This is a genomic window from Enterococcus sp. DIV1094 (genome assembly GCF_017316305.2).
In the GTDB taxonomy this organism is placed as follows: Bacteria; Bacillota; Bacilli; order Lactobacillales; family Enterococcaceae; genus Enterococcus_B; species Enterococcus_B mangumiae.
This window is the reverse complement of sequence record NZ_CP147250.1, coordinates 1,946,901-1,962,317: the sequence shown is the minus strand read 5'-3', so window position 1 is coordinate 1,962,317 and position 15,417 is coordinate 1,946,901. Positions and strand designations below refer to the sequence as shown.

Below are 15,417 nucleotides of genomic sequence, written 5' to 3'. Positions count from 1 at the left end.
TCTAACAACGACCGCAGCTATAACGGGCTTCCCGGATTTCCTTACTGGTTGTTCAGAAAATCGACTCCAAGATGTGTTTCACAATCAGTTATTGTCTCTTCTCACCAACCAGAGACTCTCTTCAAACACTTAATCGCTACTCTTCTTTTCGATGTCTTTTATTTAACTTAATGAGTAATTTACCTGATTCATTTTTATTTGTCAATCTTTTTTGTGCTAAAATAAATAAAAAATGAATGGAGGTTTGTTTTTTATGTCTGATGCCACGAAACAAGAAGCTTATGATCTACTTGATCGATTAGCAATCAATTACCAAGAAGTGAGCCATCCGGCAATCACTTCCGTCAAAAATCTCACGTTCTCTTTGCCAGGACCACAAGTCAAAAATCTCTTAATCAAGTCAAAGAAAGGCAAACAAATTTATTTCGTCGTCTTGCCTGATGAAAAACAAGCCGATTTAAAGTTGTTGGCAGAACAGTTGAAAGAAAAACGATTATCATTTGTTTCAGAAGAACAAGTGAAACGTCTATTACATGTTCCACCAGGTACCGTCAATCCGTTTGCCTTAGTCAACGATTTAGAAAACGAGGTCCAAGTCGTCATTGATTCCTCAATCGACCGCAAAGATACCGTCGGCTTTCATCCAAACAGCAATACGAGTACTGTCATTTTTCCCTTTGCAGATTTTGAACGATTACTCGCTCATCTGAATCATCTGCCATGGTATGAAGTCTTGTAGCTTAATTCTCTTTCATTGCAGCTTTCAAGGCAGCAGCTAATGGGCTTTCTTCCGGTTCTTCTGCTTGAGAATATTTCTTCATCAAGCGACGTTCTTCATGTTTCGTCATTTTTTTCTTCTGCTCTTTTTTCCCTAGCATTTTCTCTGTCGTCCCATCAAATTTACAACGGAAGTAAGCCCCATTCTTGCCTTCAATGATTTCCATTTTGCGATGACATTGCGGGCAACGATGATTGGAGACTTTCGGATCTTTGCGACGGCGATAGTTACAATCTTGATTCGTACAAACATAGATTTTTCCATCTTTTGTGTTCTTCTCACGCAGATTCGAGCCACAATCTAGACATTTCTTTTGCGTAATCGAAAAATCTTGATACTGTTGCTTGCTTGTTTTGATTTCTTGAACAAGTCGCTTCGTTTCCTTCTCGATCGATTGCAAAAAGACATTCGCTTGTTTTTTCCCAAGAGCGATCGCTTCTAAATCTTTTTCCCAGCTTTCCGTTAAATCAGGTGTCACAAGCGATGGATTGACCAACTCTAACAATTGCTTGCCTTTTGGTGAGACTTGCAAGCCTTGCGGTGTGCGTTCCATCAGTTCGGATTTGATCAGCTTTTCAATGATCTCCGCACGAGTCGCCGGTGTTCCTAAACTGTGTTTTTCCATCAACCCTAACAGACTGGCTTCCGTCAAAGGTTTCGGCGGTGCCGACAATTCTTTCTTGATCGTAAAGTCAGGTTGGATGCGCATGTCTTTCTTCCAATCGAAAGAATCTACATGACTTTCCTCCGTGTTTTTCCAGCCTGCTTCCAACACACGATTTTGGCGGAAAACAAATTGTTCGTTCCCAAATACAACGGTGATTTTCGTTTGGCTGATTTTATGTGGCTCTGCAAACAAGCCTAAGAATCGTGTCACGATCATTTGATAAATCTTTTGTTCTTCATTGCTTAATTTTTCATAGCGTGGACGATTTTCCGTCGGTAACAAAGCATGGTGATCCGTTACTTTATTGTCTTGGAACACGCTTGTTTGGCGAACGACTGCCCCATTTTTTAAATAAGTTTTGACTTCTGGCGCAAAATCACTGATAGCTTGAAGGCGTTCTTTCATCGTGCTTTTCATGTCATTCGTCAAATATTTACTATCAGTTCGTGGATACGTCACGATCTTATGCGTTTCATATAAACTTTGAACGAGACCTAACGTTTTCTTTGCTGAATAGCCATAGCGCTGATTCGCTTCTCGTTGGATCTCCGTCAAATCATACGGCAACGGTGCTTTTTCTGTCTTAGTTTTTTCTTCAATACTCACCACTGTTCCCTTACTTTGACTCAGTGTTTTAACAAATGCTTGGGCTTCTTCGTGGGATTTCAAAGCAAACTGATTTTTTTGGACCATTTTTGCTTGTTCCTTGCCGACTGTCAATGAAATCGTAAAATACGTTTGTGGTCGGAACGATTCGATTTTCTTTTCCTGATTACGCACTAAAGCTAAGGTTGGGGTTTGCACCCGACCCGCTGATAAATTGTCTTGGTATTTCACAGTTAGCGCACGTGTCACATTCAAGCCGACTAACCAGTCCGCTTTCGCTCTAGCTAAAGCAGACTCATAGAGTGCGTCATAACTTTTAGCTGGTTTCAATTGGTTGAATCCTGTCTTGATCGCTTTGTCCGTTTGAGAAGAGATCCATAAACGTTTCACTGGCTTATTGAAGTGAACATATTCTAAGATCCAGCGAGCAACAAGTTCGCCCTCACGTCCGGCATCTGTAGCGATCACGGCCTCTGAGACATCCTTACGACTAGCTAACTGTTTGATTGCTTTCAATTGATGCCCTGTTTTTGGTAATGGCTTGATACCTAACTTTTTAGGAATCATCGGCAAAGTTTCCATTTGCCAGCTTTGCCATTCTTTGTTTAGATCCTCTGGCATCTTTAGACCTAATAAATGACCAAGGGCCCAAGTCACGATCACCTTGGGTCCTTCGTAATAATTTTTGTGTTTTTGATTAGCACCCAGCACCTTGCTTAGGTCTTTCGCAACGCTTGGCTTTTCCGCTAGAATTAGTTGTTTCATAAAAATCCTTTCTGCTTTCCATGGTGATCGGCTGATAATCCTTCAGCAGAGCAAGTCCTTTATATTGCTGCAAGTCATCATCACATTCCTCACACCAGCGCTCATCCCCATCATTCCAAAAAGCACTTAGAAAATTGGTTTTGGCATGGATATACTCATAATTGTTTTTAATGGCTAGCCATTTTTCTTCATAACTTTGTTGTGCTTCTTCAAAAGAGGCAAAAGATTCCTCCACTTGAATATCTTCTTGCCAATTTTCAAAGAACCACCAAGGCTCATTATCACCGAACATTGTAATTACTTGATACATACGTGCGCTCCTTTTCTCAGGTCATCTTAAAAACATATTAGTCACTTTCCAAGAAAGTTGCAAGAAATTTTGCTTAAAAGGGGCATTTTATGAATGTTCAGAAAATTAATTTAAATGATGCCTTTTATTTTATTGGTAAAGTTGCTATAAAGTCGTCGATCATCCAGACATAACTTGCTTCTGGAGAAACATTTGGTTCATTGGTAAAGTATCCTAAGAAACGCAACGAAAGATAACCATGGATCATGCTTCGTAATTCTCGACTACGGTGGACTTTTTCTTCTTTTGACAAGGAAAAAGCGTCAAATATTTGTAAAATGATTTGGTTCGTTTCATGTATTCCTTCTAATAAAATTTCTTCATTGGTATGTGGCACACTGATCAGAAGTTCATAGACTGCCTGATTTTCAAATGCAAAAGACTGATAGGTTTGCGCATACGCTTGTATTGCTTCTCCCTTACTTTTCCCTACCAACACTCGGCGCAATTGATCATTCAGCTCCGTTAAAAGTTTCGCAGTCAACGCCGTCTTTACTTCCCGAATATTTTTGAAGTGATTATAAAGCGAAGGTGATTTGATATTCAATGCTTTAGCTAAATGTTGAAAAGTGATTTGCTGTACAGCCATCTCTTCTGCTAATTCTCGAAAGCAGTCGATGATTTTTTCTTGTGACAGCGTTCGTTTTTTCATCTAATTTCCCCTCTTATGGAATAAACTCAATCTTATTCAGTTTACCACGAAAGACGAAGAGAAAAAAGACTTCTTCTTGATAAACTACACATTGTAGTTTATAATAAATGATTGTAGATGAAAATTTTCAGAAAGAAGGCTTTACTGTGGTTTCAAGATTAAAGGATTCTGTATTTAGAAAAAGAGAACCTTGGGAAAAAAATCTAGTGGTTTTGTGGTTTGGTACATTTATGGCCGGAATAGGTTTCAGTCTAGTGATGCCTTTTATGTCACTTTACATAGATACGTTAGGTAATTACAGTACAGCACAATTGAATTTCTGGAGTGGATTGACCTTCTCCTCCACTTTCCTTGTTACTACCTTGATTTCTCCATGGTGGGGACGCCTTGCCGATCAAAAAGGGCGGAAGTTGATGTTGTTGCGTGCCTCTTTAGGAATGGCGGTAGTGATTTCCTTGATGGGTTTAGTAACAAGCGTGTATCAATTAGTCGCTTTACGACTATTACAAGGCATTTTTTCCGGTTATATCAGTAATGCAACAGCTTTAGTCGCCACTGGTACCCCAAGAGAAAAAAGTGGACAAGTACTTGGCACTTTGGCTACTGGCTCTGTGACCGGAACATTACTTGGTCCTCTACTCGGTGGACTTTCTGCTTCTGCCTTTGGGTATCGTCCAACCTTCTTTATCACTGGGACGATCTTGTTCTTCGTTTTCTTGCTCAGCTTATTTTTCGTCCATGAAAAATTTGTCCCCGTAGAAAAAAGTGAATTGGTTTCTGCTAAACAAATTTTCCGTGACCTGAAATATCCACATGTCGTCATCGGTATGTTTATTACGACAATGATCATCCAAGCATCAAACAATTCGATCAGTCCGATCATTAGTTTATATATCCGTCAATTGTTACATGGACACGGCAACGTCACGTTGATCAGCGGGATCATTGCTTCTATTCCCGGGATTGCCACACTGATTGCCGCTCCTCGCTTCGGACGTTTAGGTGATAAGATCGGTAGTGAACGAATCTTAGCGATCGGTTTAGGCTTTGCCTTGATCGTTTACATCCCAATGGCTTTCGTAACGAATGTATGGCAACTTGCAGGACTACGATTTTTGATCGGAATCTCCGACGCTTGCCTCCTTCCAGCGGTGCAAGCCTTGATCACTAAATACTCTCCCGCACAAGCTGCCGGAAGAATCTTTAGTTACAATCAATCCTTCCAAGCAACAGGAAATGTCGTTGGTCCGTTGATTGGTTCAAGTGTTTCAAGCATGTTCGGCTATCGTGGTGTCTTCTTATCCACATCCTTACTTGTTCTTGCAAACTTTGTGCTTGTTCGCCATAATACGAAGGAGATTCATGAGCGGGAAGAGGATTCATCAGTGGCACAATTGACTACACATAAATAGAGGTTGTGACAGAAGTGTCCAGCTCCGAGAAATAAGCCAGCCAGTCCGAAAATTGTTCTTCAAATTTTTGGACTGGCTGGCTTATTTCCGAAGGAGCTACTTCTGGAACACCGTTTATTCAATTTTATAAGGCGTGAGAAAACAAATACCTCAGACTTTTATTTTAAACGTATTGCAAGACTTTCGTTTCTTGATACGCATGGTCGATCAATCCGCCACCTAGGCATTCCATTCCGTCATAAAAAACAACGGCTTGTCCTGGTGTGATTGCGCGTACGGGTTCGTCAAAGATGACTTCTACGCGATTATTTTCTAATAAGCGCACGGTTACCGGTACATCTTGTTGACGGTAACGAAATTTCGCTGTACATTTGAATTCTTTTGGCATTGGTTCATTCGTTGTAAAATGGATTTCACTTGCATCTAAACTTGTCGCATACAATGCAGGATGATGGAATCCTTGTCCAACATATAATGTGTTCGTCGCAAGATCTTTACCCACCACGAACCAAGGTTCTTGTGAATCGCCACCGCCGCCGATCCCTAAGCCTTGGCGTTGTCCGATCGTGTAGTACATCAAACCAGCGTGTTCGCCTTTGACTTCACCGTCAAGGGTCACCATGTTGCCTTTTTTAGCTGGTAAATAGTTACTTAAAAATTGCTTGAAATTCTTTTCGCCGATAAAACAGATGCCTGTTGAATCTTTTTTCTTCGCCGTTGCTAGACCAGCACGTTCTGCGATCGCACGTACTTCTGATTTTTCCATGCCACCTAACGGAAAAATCGTTTTTGCTAATTGTTCTTGTGACAATTGGCTAAGGAAATACGTTTGATCTTTGTTGTTATCGACGCCACGCAACATATGTGACACGCCATTTTCATCACGTGTAACTTGTGCATAATGGCCAGTAGCAACATATTCTGCTCCCAAGTCCATTGCATAGTCTAAGAATGCTTTGAATTTGATTTCCTTATTGCACATTACATCTGGGTTCGGGGTACGTCCCGCACGATATTCTGCTAAGAAATATTCAAACACACGGTCCCAATATTCCTTTTCAAAATTAACTGAGTAATAAGGAATCCCGATTTGGGCAGCGACTTTCGCTACATCCTTATAATCTTCCGTCGCCGTACAGACGCCATTTTCATCGGTATCATCCCAGTTTTTCATAAAGATCCCGATTACATCATAGCCTTGTTCCTTTAACAAAAGTGCTGTTACAGATGAGTCAACACCGCCACTCATCCCAACGACAACGCGTGTTTTGCTGTTGTCTGTCATGGTATCACCATCATTTCAATTAGATTCTGAAACATCTACGAGTTGAAGGTCGCAACTTTTCAGTATTTTACATTATACGTCATCTTTCTGAAAATTTCACCCCTAAATAATCAATTTAAAAAAGCGACGTTTTTTAGTTGGTCCATTCCATGCTTTTCAGATACCAAAACTTTGCTATGAGATGAGTTTTATTCATGATTCAGTTTCTTACTACATTCACCAAAAACAAAAGCAGTAACACAACATTGAAATATGTAGAGAACAAATAGTTGATAAACAATAAGTAAAACTTTCGCCGGCTAGTTTCCAGTTTTGTTGCAGCGTATAGTCCAATCAACCCAGAGATCACCATCAACAGAAGTAAAGGAATCAAATAATAACTCTCGAAGGAATGACTTCGAAAAATAATCAAATAATGAGCATAAATAAATGCGAGTGTAGAAATAGACATCGGGATGATCAAGCCCATGATAAAGAACACTTTCTTCTTCTCTAACTCATGAAGTGCCCCCACAATCAATACGTACGCAATAGGAAACAATAAATACTCCACATTACCAAAACTGGCAAAACCTAATAAAGTACCTAGTACAATACCATACATCAAAACAAGATGAATCCCAATGAGCCCCCTTTTTAAGAATGCTGAGGGGATTCTAGTTGAGTAAAACAAACTGATTCCACTGATGATCCACCAAGAATATTGGACTGTTGCAAATAACCAATAAAATTTAAAAACAAAAACTAAACTTCCTAATAGAAAACAAAGCGCCAATAGATAGAACGAAATGTATTTATTCGGCATACTTTTTTTTACAATCATTCCACTCACTCCTTCTTTCTTAAATCCACTCACAATCAGATAAAATTTCTATTAATTTTTAAATTGTTCAATTGATACATAAAATAAAATGTACTAACTTTTGAAAAACTCTATCCCGAAGACTTGTAACCAATAAATTACGATAATCAAGACAGTACTGTAAGTAGCGAAAAGGTAATTCAGCCCTAGCAGTAGCCATTTTAACTTCGTCTTTTTTATTTTTGTCGAACAATAAAAACCAATCAAACCCGGAAAACCCAAACCTAATGCAAAAAGAATACCTTCAATTTCTCCACTTAAATAAATATGTATATAAAACAGACCACTTACACATGCAAGCATTGACAAACATAAAACGAATACATTCAATGCACGTTTCATTCTTCTTTCTCCTCCTTATCAACATCAATATTTCTCACTAAAAACAGAAATAGCTTCAAAAATTTAAAGAAAATTGGAAAATCGTAAATAAAAAGACATAGCCAAATACAAAATTCAACGTAATCAATGTCTTTTTCAGGTATCTGTCTGCGATTCCTAACGCAAAAACGATACTCCCTCCATTGATGACCCAACAAATCGAAATTGTGACTATAAATAGATGCGATTGATATTTAAATGATTCAAACAATATGGGACTAGCAAAGATACACGTAATGAATACAAGAAAAATTGACAATATCAATAGAACTACTGATTTTTTTGTACGAGACTTATTTTTTAGAAAAGACATTTATACGCTCCTTTTTACTATTTTTAATTTTCTATTTTACAAGCACACATAGACTAACCAACCATAGATACAACAAAAATTCACTAATATAATTCCTCTTTTCAAATATGGATAAGTGATTTTTGTTGAAAAAAACAAACTTGCAGTGCTACATAACCAACAAACCGTCATGATGAATATTCTGATTTCATATTGCAATTTAGAATACGGATAGGCATAGAATAAAAATAAAAGAATAGAGATTGCCAATAAAACAATTGAAAGAATAAATTCTAAATAATTTTTCTTGGTTAACATTCCTATTCCTCCTCGTAATAGTCTTAACTCATTTGGATAAACTTTCTAATAAACCATTCAATGAATTGCCCAATAACAATATACGTAGCAAAAAAGTAATTCAAAGAAATAAGCAACCATTTATAATGTCGAAGTTCCGCTTTAGTGGAAAAATAAAGTCCTAGCAGACTTGGAAAAGTCATCATGAAAAACAAAATAATCCGTAGAGCACTCTCTCCGGAAATGATTCCTCCAACAAAGCAACTCATCGAAAAAACATTGCTATAGATAATATGAATTGGTTATTCGTCATCTTATTCTCCTTTTTAATTTATGAATATCTGTATTTTCAAAAATCATATATAAACCACCAACCATAAATACAGAAAATGTTGATGCTAATGACAATACGTTTCAGAAATTTATTACTGATCGCCCGACAAAAAAATAAACTAAATCCGCTTAGTATCCAACAACCGTAGACAATAATCCTTTGATATACAAGTGGATATAGTCTATAGGATAAAAAATAATGTCTAGCAAGTAGACATGAAAGTATCAATAATACAAACGACAAAATCCAATATTTTTTATTTTGAATCATTTTTTTCTCCTTCTTTCAATATCTTTCTTGATACGCCTGTTCCTTTTTATTTATAAAAAAATTGTAAGAAAACATAGACCAAATCCCATATGGTGAGCGTAGTCGCAAATAAATAATTCACGACTAACAGAGACCATTTCAAGTACCTTCTCATAGTGATTTTTGTGGTAAAATGGATTCCCGCAAGTCCTGGGATAATGATCACAAACACCAAGATGAAGCCGATATATCCTCCATAATCTATGATTGCTCCCAATAAACACAAGATCGATAAAATCATAGAAACAACTAAACCGATTTTATAACCGTTCATAAGTATCTCCTTTCTTCGCTTCTTTTAAAAATAATCGAAGCTATTTTTCTATATTGACCGCTAAACATAAAACCCCACTACAATTAATTTTAATTCGTTATTTTAATTGTAAAATAAAATAACGAATAACAATTTAAATGATTGGTCTAATATAAATTTCTTATTTATATAAAAAGGGGGAAATAGCTAACGTCAAAAAACTAATTAATATATATTATATGTACAAAAAAATATAATTATTAGTTATTATTTTACCATATAAAAACTTATAATAGATTAATCCTCAAACTTTTTTTCGTTATTTTTTTATTTATTGTTACACTTCAATTTTCGAGTAAACAGGCATAACCAGAAATATTCTACCAACAACAAAAAGCATCCAAGTACTACTCGTAATAGTAGCACTTGGATGCTTTTCAACTATCTTTCAACTAAATACTTCCGTCCCGATTGAGCCTCTTCTTTACCTTTTTTTCAGTCGTTCCAGTTCTGCTTGTTTTTTCTGATAGATTTCCTCTATATTGTTTTCTGATAAAGGTGTGCCAAAGGGTAATTTTTTTTCCAATAGTTCTCGTTCTGGTGCATCTACACCTACATTGACGTCGTTGCCGATCGGTACGCTGTAGTGATGGATATGTCCGTGAAGGTTGCGGATTTTATCATTGTTTCCTATCAATAACGGATAATGTGTCAGATAGTATTGTTGATGATTGAATTTTATGATGACGCCCACATCGTAAAAGTAAAATTTTTGTTTTCCTTCACTTTTCCATGGATCATGTTGTTCCAAGTATTTGAAAAAGGCTCGACTGTCATGATTTCCTTTAATAAAGTGGATCGTGCCATTCAATTGTTTGACTAAGGAAAGAATTTCTTCGCTGCCTTTTTCATATTTGGGATGCATCGCAAGGTCACCTAGATGATAGACATGGTCAGATTCCTTTACTACTGCATTCCAACTAGTAATCAACTGATAATTCATGCGGGCAACATTTTTAAATGGTCGTGGTGAAAAATCACTATTCCTAAGCAACCGTTCATGAAAAAAATGGATATCACTGATAAAATAATTCATCCAAGCTCACCGTCCTTTATAAATATCGTATGTGAAAACAAAAAAATAGGCAATCAATGCCTATCTTCAAAAAGAAAGTTTTTCTTAGCTATGTTTACTTTGTAATTCTATATCGTAGTTTCTTGCTGAAGGAACCATGTACAGCGCAACCGCACATAGTAATGTACCGATTCCAGCAATCACAAATAGTTTTTCTACGCCAAGGGCATCTGCTAATGGGCCGGCAAAGATCAAACCAACTGGACCGGGTAGAGACATCAGAGAATTGAACACGCCCAATACTCTTCCTAAAATACTTGGCTCAAAACTTTGCTGGATCATCGCCATCACTAATGTATTGTAGTAAGGTGTGGCCAAACCGGCAATCGCATTGAGAATGACAAAATAAATAAATCCTTGTGAGGTCGCTGGCAATAAACCACTCGCTCCAACTGATACACCTAAGACGATGTAAGAGATGATCACTAATAACATGCGATTCTTAAAGTGTCCAGAAAACCCAATGATCGCTCCCCCTACTAACATTCCAACAGCGTATATCACTTCGATCAAACCAGCTTGTCCGACGGTGCCATTGAAATAGCCCATAGTCATTAAAGGGTATAAGCTTGCAGCTGGCATGAATAACAGCATGAAAACTGCGCCATTGATCATGATATGCCATAATCCCCGTTTCTCGTACAGCTTTTTAACTCCAAATTTAGTATCCGCTAATAAATGAACCTTTTCCCCTTGTCTGTCAATCTTAGGGATCATAACAAATATCAACAGACCGACACCAAGAATGGCTCCTAACACATCTAAAAGGATCAAACCATTCATTGGCACCGCAGCAAATAAAAAAGCACCTAATCCAGGAGCAATGATATAATTCGCTGATTGGACCATTCCCAACCGTCCATTGATCCTTGTCAATTCCGTTTCAGGAACCATCGTTGGTAAGATCGATTGGATCGTTGGCATTTGAAAGGTCTGTGCGACTGAACGAATAAATAGAGAGACAAAGACTAACCATAACGGAAAGGTCGACATCACTGTTCCTACAATGGATAAAATAAGAGCAAAGATTGCAACAATGATATCCGTGTAAATCAATAACTTTTTCTTATCCCAACGATCAATCAGCGGTCCAACAAACGGACTTAAAAGAACCATCGGAAGCATCCCTAATAATGTGGCAAAACTTAAAATAGTCGCCGATCCTGTTTCTTGTGTTAAATACCAAATGATGGCATACTGCACGACCATACTTGTGATCCCTGATAAAAATTGACCTATAAGAAATAGGTTGATATTCTTTTTCCAATGTTTTTCCATAAATCCCTCCTGTTTTTTGTATCGTTTTATTCTACCATTATTAATCCAGCGATTGCTACAAAACAAAGTCCACATTATTTCTTCCTGATTGAAAAAATGGTAAACTGAATAAAACGTTTTTAGGAGGTACCACCATGGAAACAGTCAGTTTTCACACGACGATCAGCCGTTCAGAAATAAACATTGATTTTGAAGAAGAACAAATCCATTTCAGTATACTTAATAAAAAAACTAAGCTGTTGGAGAATTCCTTTTTTCTTTATTATGAAAAAAACAAATGCATTGCTATTGGAAAAGACGATCAGCCTAAAAGTTTTGACAAAGTGATTCTCGTCAAATTACCTTGGGATCTTGAAGCAGATTATTTTATGTACCTTTTGAATGATCAAGCAGCTGAGGCCGGATTAACCTTAGAAAAAGACCAAGATTTCAAAGAAAAGATCCCAGCAGAAGCCGCCAAAAAATTAGCACCAAGCATCGAAAAGGTAACGACTGTGTTGACGACTTTCGGCTATGGCTTCGCTCCGCTTCCTGAGACGAAAAAGAAACCTGCCAAAGCACGTCATCGCTGGACGAAACAAATCAGTGAGATTCCTTTTACAGTGGAATTTCGCGGCAGTAAAGCAACGCTTTATTGGATCAGTCGCAACGAGATGTTGATCAAAGCAGGTGCTACTTTATTACCTGATGCTCCATTGAATAAAGACGGTTCAGTCAGTTATGCAGCTAAATACGGTGATAAAATGCGCGACGACTATCAAGCGCAGATCAAAGATAACAAGATCGTGGAGGATGTTATCGTCAAAAGTGTGAATGAAGCTAGTTTACTATTGTATTATGGTGGAACAAATAGTTGGTTAGAATTAAAAGATCCCCAAGGAAAAACATTAGATGAATGGTCAAAAGTCGAATGATCGTTGACTACTAAAAAAATACCTGAGCGCTAGAAAGAACAGCTTGGCCTACTTATCGTCATATAAAGACGATAGACGTGCCTGATTCCCTAGCGCTTAGGTATTTTTAGTTTTTCTTTGCTATCTCACACGATTGATTAGCCTTCAACTTTTTCAAATAGTCCACGACTGATCATGCTATCCATCAAGAAATAAAACTTATCTTGACTCATTTTTTGCTTTGGATCTTTAAAAATATCGACTGCACGCAACCCATTGGCTGTCGTGATCGACATCTTCAATGACTTGATGTCTTTAGCAACTGTGATTTTTAATTTAAAGCCTTCTTTGCTTTGTGGGGTTGCATCAAGCGGACGAATCAATTGATAGTTGCCGCCGTTCGTTTCTGTAAAACCATTATCACGTAATGTGTATCTTTTTGCATCAGGATGTAAACGGTAAGTGACCGGAGAACCGAGTACGGACGCTGTTTGTTCAAATGCCATATTTTTCACCTCAGTAAATTTAGTTTCCTCTTTATTATAAAAGTTTCTGACTCGTTTTACTAGGCTTTTTCATGCTTAGATCGCCTTTACTAGGCTATCCGCAAATCGTTGGACTTCTTCTTCTATGTTGCCATAACCAAAACTGATACGGATCGATTCTTTCAAGAAAGGTGTTCCTTTTCCATACATCGCTTCTAGCACATGAGAAGGCTCGATATTTCCAGCAGTACATGCCGAACCGATCGAGATCGCAAAGCCTTGCAGATCTAATTTCATCAATAAGAGGTCATTGACAATGCCCGGAATACGTAAATTCAGGACATGCGGTAATTTATTCGATAAATCACCATTGATTGCATATTCAATGCCATTTTCTGCTAATTTATCTAAAATCAATTGCTGGAAGCCAACGTACTTTTTATTACGTGCTTCTCTTTCTTCAAGGGTCAATATCTCGACAGCTTTGGCTAGTCCGCAGATACCTGCCAAGTTTTCTGTACCAGCACGACGTTTTTCTTCTTGTTCGCCACCTAAAAGCAAAGGTGGGATGTTTACGCCATCTCTTTTATATAAAAAGCCGATTCCTTTAGGCCCATTGATCTTATGCCCTGATATGCTCAAAAGATCGACCCCTAATTCTTGAGGATGAATGGTTTGATTGCCATAAGCCTGAACAGCATCCGTATGAAAATAGGCTGGATGTTCTCGCAAGATTTCACCGATTTCTTTGATTGGTAATAAATTGCCGATTTCATTATTTCCGTACATGATCGATACTAAAATGGTTTCTTCTTTTAATGCAGAACGAAAATCATCGATGGAGATATTCCCTTTTTGGTCAACTGGTAGATATGTAACCTCAAACCCCTTTTTTTCTAGATACTTCATCGTATTCAAGACAGCTGGATGCTCTATAACTGTAGTAATCAGATGTTTCCCTTCATTTTGGCGTGAAAATGCTGTTTCAAGAATTGCGGTATTATCGCCTTCAGTTCCGCCACTGTTAAAAATGATCTCATGCGGGCGGACTTGTAAACTATCTGCCACAATTTGTCTGGCATTTTCTAATTTTTCATGAGCCATCCGACCAAATCCATGAATGCTCGAAGGATTGCCAAATGTCCCTTCCATGATATCCATCATTTCTTTGATTACTAACGGATGCATCGGCGTCGTCGCTGCATGATCTAAATAAATATTGCCCAATGTATTCATCCCTTTCAAATAGAACTAGGCACATTCTAGCATAGAAATAGCAAGTTACCAAAAATAAACTGTGCTAAAGGCGTTTTTTTAGTCGCTCGGACACAGTAGATGAAAAAAACACCATAAAAATGAACCGTGTTCCGCCATTTTATGGTGTTTCGACCTTCTTTATCTAAAGCTCTTCTCTTCCAAACGGAACAATGGGCTCATCGGTGTATTTTCGTGGATACGTTTCACCGCTTCTCCCATCAAGTTTGAACAAGTCACGATCGTCAAGTTTTCAGGATGACGTTCTTCTGTTGTATAGACAGAATCAGTAATACAAATGTCTTTGATCGGTGCTTCGTCCAAGATTTGTTTCGCAGGATCTGACAACAAGCCGTGTGAAGCACAAACGTAGATATCTTTTGCGCCATTTTCTTTCAGGACTTTGGCTGCTCGAGCGAACGTCAAACCAGTATTTAAAATATCATCAACCAGTATGCACGTTTTCCCTTGAACATTCCCGATGACATAGCTTTCTGCTGTTCCTTCAACTTCTTCGTCTGCATGATCAACGATCGCTAACGTACTATTTAGGTACTCTGACAAGCTGCGTGCACGTTGGACACCGCTATTCTTTGGTGACACAACGACAATGTCATCGCCAACTAATCCAAGCTCACGATAATAATGAGCAAACAATGGCATTGTAAATAAGTTATCTACAGGAATATCAAAGAATCCTTGCACTTGAACTGTATGCAGATCTAACGTCAATACACGTGTCGCTCCTGCTTCTTCAAGCATATTCGCAATCAGTTTTGCTGTAATTGGTTCATGAGGTTTCGCTGTACGGTCTTGTCTCGCATAGCCATAATACGGCAACACCACATTGATCGTTTTGGCACTTGCACGTTTCATCGCATCGATCATGATCAATAATTCCATGTAGTAATCATTGACTGGCTCATTCGTGGACTGAACGATGTAGACATGGTCGCCACGGATACTTTCTTCGATGTTGATCGAAATTTCTCCATCGCTGAATTGTTTGACTACACATTTCCCTAACTCTGTTCCAAATACTTTGGCGATTTTTTCTGCTAACGGTTGATTCCCATTCAAACTAAAGATTTTCAACGTGTCGTCCTGATACTTTTTACTCATGACATCCT

Annotated in this window: 15 protein-coding genes and 1 other annotated feature (1 of these 16 cut by a window edge); of the genes, 3 read left to right on the top strand and 12 right to left on the bottom strand. The window is 38.0% G+C overall.

The genetic code is table 11. The features are described from left to right. Positions 1-161, bottom strand: a binding site (T-box leader); it reaches 70 nt to the left of the window's first position. 92 nt (positions 162-253) lie between these two features. Next, the gene (locus DOK79_RS09355) at positions 254-739 is read left to right on the top strand and encodes a prolyl-tRNA synthetase associated domain-containing protein (RefSeq protein ID WP_206857034.1); all 486 of its coding nucleotides are present in this window, start codon (positions 254-256) and stop codon (positions 737-739) included. A gap of 1 nt (position 740) precedes the next feature. On the opposite strand, the gene DOK79_RS09350 is transcribed toward DOK79_RS09355, so the two are convergent. From DOK79_RS09350 to DOK79_RS09340, 3 genes are all read right to left on the bottom strand, one after another. Then, on the bottom strand, positions 741-2,816 hold the full coding sequence (locus tag DOK79_RS09350; protein ID WP_206857033.1) for a DNA topoisomerase III: 2,076 nt from the start codon (positions 2,814-2,816) through the stop codon (positions 741-743). Beyond that, positions 2,749-3,126: a DUF1033 family protein gene (locus tag DOK79_RS09345; RefSeq protein WP_206857032.1), complete on the bottom strand. Its 378-nt coding sequence runs from the start codon at positions 3,124-3,126 to the stop codon at positions 2,749-2,751. The genes DOK79_RS09350 and DOK79_RS09345 overlap by 68 nt, the downstream gene beginning before the upstream one ends. 124 nt (positions 3,127-3,250) lie before the next feature. Beyond that, complete coding sequence (locus tag DOK79_RS09340; protein ID WP_206857031.1) at positions 3,251-3,817, bottom strand: TetR/AcrR family transcriptional regulator; 567 nt, start codon at positions 3,815-3,817, stop codon at positions 3,251-3,253. 146 nt (positions 3,818-3,963) lie between these two features. Here DOK79_RS09340 and DOK79_RS09335 point away from each other — a divergent pair, with 146 nt between their 5' ends. After that, on the top strand, positions 3,964-5,229 hold the full coding sequence (locus tag DOK79_RS09335) for a multidrug efflux MFS transporter (protein ID WP_206857030.1): 1,266 nt from the start codon (positions 3,964-3,966) through the stop codon (positions 5,227-5,229). Positions 5,230-5,392: 163 nt separating this feature from the next. On the opposite strand, the gene mnmA is transcribed toward DOK79_RS09335, so the two are convergent. From mnmA to DOK79_RS09305, 6 genes are all read right to left on the bottom strand, one after another. Next, entirely contained in the window at positions 5,393-6,514 is a 1,122-nt protein-coding gene (mnmA, locus tag DOK79_RS09330; RefSeq protein WP_206857029.1) for a tRNA 2-thiouridine(34) synthase MnmA, read from the bottom strand. Between the two features lie 199 nt (positions 6,515-6,713). Beyond that, positions 6,714-7,337: a hypothetical protein gene (locus DOK79_RS09325; RefSeq protein ID WP_206857027.1), complete on the bottom strand. Its 624-nt coding sequence runs from the start codon at positions 7,335-7,337 to the stop codon at positions 6,714-6,716. Between the two features lie 93 nt (positions 7,338-7,430). Further along, the gene (locus tag DOK79_RS09320; RefSeq protein ID WP_206857026.1) at positions 7,431-7,718 is read right to left on the bottom strand and encodes a hypothetical protein; all 288 of its coding nucleotides are present in this window, start codon (positions 7,716-7,718) and stop codon (positions 7,431-7,433) included. A 1,278-nt stretch (positions 7,719-8,996) separates the two neighbouring features. Further along, positions 8,997-9,263 carry a hypothetical protein gene (locus DOK79_RS09315; protein WP_206857025.1) on the bottom strand — a complete coding sequence of 89 codons (267 nt, stop codon included), beginning with the start codon at positions 9,261-9,263 and terminating at the stop codon, positions 8,997-8,999. 463 nt (positions 9,264-9,726) lie between these two features. Next, complete coding sequence (locus DOK79_RS09310) at positions 9,727-10,338, bottom strand: metallophosphoesterase (RefSeq protein ID WP_206857023.1); 612 nt, start codon at positions 10,336-10,338, stop codon at positions 9,727-9,729. An 84-nt stretch (positions 10,339-10,422) separates the two neighbouring features. Beyond that, on the bottom strand, positions 10,423-11,655 hold the full coding sequence (locus DOK79_RS09305) for an MFS transporter (RefSeq protein ID WP_206857020.1): 1,233 nt from the start codon (positions 11,653-11,655) through the stop codon (positions 10,423-10,425). Between the two features lie 134 nt (positions 11,656-11,789). Between DOK79_RS09305 and DOK79_RS09300 the strand changes: the two genes are divergently transcribed. Continuing rightward, positions 11,790-12,569 (top strand): hypothetical protein, encoded by a 780-nt coding sequence (locus DOK79_RS09300; RefSeq protein WP_206857018.1) that lies wholly within the window; start codon positions 11,790-11,792, stop codon positions 12,567-12,569. 137 nt (positions 12,570-12,706) lie between these two features. Here DOK79_RS09300 and DOK79_RS09295 read toward each other — a convergent pair whose 3' ends face one another. The 3 genes from DOK79_RS09295 to DOK79_RS09285 form a co-directional block, all read right to left on the bottom strand. Beyond that, positions 12,707-13,054: a DUF1831 domain-containing protein gene (locus tag DOK79_RS09295; protein WP_206857016.1), complete on the bottom strand. Its 348-nt coding sequence runs from the start codon at positions 13,052-13,054 to the stop codon at positions 12,707-12,709. A gap of 75 nt (positions 13,055-13,129) precedes the next feature. After that, complete coding sequence (locus DOK79_RS09290) at positions 13,130-14,260, bottom strand: cysteine desulfurase family protein (RefSeq protein WP_339091858.1); 1,131 nt, start codon at positions 14,258-14,260, stop codon at positions 13,130-13,132. A gap of 168 nt (positions 14,261-14,428) precedes the next feature. Continuing rightward, complete coding sequence (locus DOK79_RS09285; protein ID WP_206857014.1) at positions 14,429-15,409, bottom strand: ribose-phosphate diphosphokinase; 981 nt, start codon at positions 15,407-15,409, stop codon at positions 14,429-14,431. Between the last annotated feature and the right edge of the window lie 8 nt (positions 15,410-15,417).

Bases quoted from the DNA above. Each gene is read 5' to 3' on its own strand.
- DOK79_RS09355 (WP_206857034.1), top strand. From the start codon at position 254: ATGTCTGATGCCACGAAACAAGAAGCTTATGATCTACTTGATCGATTA.
- DOK79_RS09350 (WP_206857033.1), bottom strand. From the start codon at position 2,816: ATGAAACAACTAATTCTAGCGGAAAAGCCAAGCGTTGCGAAAGACCTA.
- DOK79_RS09345 (WP_206857032.1), bottom strand. From the start codon at position 3,126: ATGTATCAAGTAATTACAATGTTCGGTGATAATGAGCCTTGGTGGTTC.
- DOK79_RS09340 (WP_206857031.1), bottom strand. From the start codon at position 3,817: ATGAAAAAACGAACGCTGTCACAAGAAAAAATCATCGACTGCTTTCGA.
- mnmA (WP_206857029.1), bottom strand. From the start codon at position 6,514: ATGACAGACAACAGCAAAACACGCGTTGTCGTTGGGATGAGTGGCGGT.
- DOK79_RS09325 (WP_206857027.1), bottom strand. From the start codon at position 7,337: ATGATTGTAAAAAAAAGTATGCCGAATAAATACATTTCGTTCTATCTA.
- DOK79_RS09320 (WP_206857026.1), bottom strand. From the start codon at position 7,718: ATGAAACGTGCATTGAATGTATTCGTTTTATGTTTGTCAATGCTTGCA.
- DOK79_RS09315 (WP_206857025.1), bottom strand. From the start codon at position 9,263: ATGAACGGTTATAAAATCGGTTTAGTTGTTTCTATGATTTTATCGATC.
- DOK79_RS09310 (WP_206857023.1), bottom strand. From the start codon at position 10,338: ATGAATTATTTTATCAGTGATATCCATTTTTTTCATGAACGGTTGCTT.
- DOK79_RS09305 (WP_206857020.1), bottom strand. From the start codon at position 11,655: ATGGAAAAACATTGGAAAAAGAATATCAACCTATTTCTTATAGGTCAA.
- DOK79_RS09300 (WP_206857018.1), top strand. From the start codon at position 11,790: ATGGAAACAGTCAGTTTTCACACGACGATCAGCCGTTCAGAAATAAAC.
- DOK79_RS09295 (WP_206857016.1), bottom strand. From the start codon at position 13,054: ATGGCATTTGAACAAACAGCGTCCGTACTCGGTTCTCCGGTCACTTAC.
- DOK79_RS09285 (WP_206857014.1), bottom strand. From the start codon at position 15,409: ATGAGTAAAAAGTATCAGGACGACACGTTGAAAATCTTTAGTTTGAAT.